This is a genomic window from Caenibacillus caldisaponilyticus, assembly GCF_002003465.1.
Classification (GTDB): Bacteria; Bacillota; Bacilli; order Bacillales; family Sporolactobacillaceae; genus Caenibacillus; species Caenibacillus caldisaponilyticus.
Genome location: NZ_BDDQ01000124.1, coordinates 1 through 1,009, shown reverse-complemented (window position 1 = coordinate 1,009; position 1,009 = coordinate 1). Strand labels below are relative to the sequence as shown.

2 protein-coding genes are annotated in these 1,009 nt (G+C 46.9%); both read left to right on the top strand.

Annotation, left to right across the window (positions count from 1 at the left end; translation table 11 throughout):
- Positions 1 to 456, top strand: a 456-nt coding sequence (locus CCB157_RS16695; RefSeq protein ID WP_077616927.1) for a LuxR C-terminal-related transcriptional regulator, incomplete at its 5' end; no start/stop codon positions are given.
- Positions 457 to 612: 156 nt separating this feature from the next.
- On the top strand, positions 613 to 1,009 hold a 397-nt coding region (locus CCB157_RS16690; RefSeq protein ID WP_143287131.1), incomplete at its 3' end, for a hypothetical protein.

Sequence of the window (1,009 nt, the reverse complement as noted above, 5' to 3'; positions counted from 1 at the left end):
CAAATCGCTGCGATGCTTAGAGATTATCATTGGATGGTCAATGAAATTCAACGCCAACGAAAGATACTGGAAGATGCCGGAGAAGGTCTGACTGCTCAATATGGCATCGAAGGATCACTTCCAAAGCCGAAAGGCGCACCAAATGATCCGGTTTATCGGGAGTATTTGCGGAGAGAAAAGAAGACAAAGTGGATTGAGAGATTGGAGCAAAAGGTTCTATTTATACAGGAATACTCAAAAGCTATCACAAACGAACGCGAGAAGGCCGTTTTGGAATGTATGCTTGATGGTATGTCTATGATAGCTATCAGCAGGCATATGGGATTGTCTGAACGACATGTGTTCAGGATTAGGGATTCGATCGTGGACAAAATGGCAAAGATGGCAGGAATGTCAGGAATGGCAGAGATGTCAGGAATGGCAGGAAAATTGCGACCTGAAAAACGCTGTGGCTAAAATGGGAGGTAGGACCGGAGCGGAAGAGATCACGGTCCGCACCTGACGGTGCTCATATATTTGGAGCGGAGCAGCGCCACGCGAATGCGGGACTGCTCTCATAAGCGGTGTCGAAATTGCGGCGCCGCTTTAAATATGCCCGAAAGAGGTGGGCAAATGAAGAAACATAGATTGTGGACCGCTGAAGAAAACGAATATCTTCACGTTCTCATGAAGCAATATCCGGAACATACATACCAACAATACGCCAACATGCTGACGAACCGTTTTGGGCTTGAATTCACGTCTGAAGCGGTCCGGAACCATTTGAAGCGGAATAGAAAGAAAAACATTGGCTATGTCGATCGGAAGAATACCGAGGACAATATCGAAGCGTATATCCAGCATTTGATCAGATCGCAGAAAGAGCTTCAGCAGTTTGACGATCGTCAGACGTCGGTGACGATCGACATTGACGATTCTCGGCCAATCGGCATTGTATTCACTGGTGACTGGCATGTTGGCGGGCTGTACACCGATCATGAACAAATGCTGAAAGACTTTCAGACCWTCC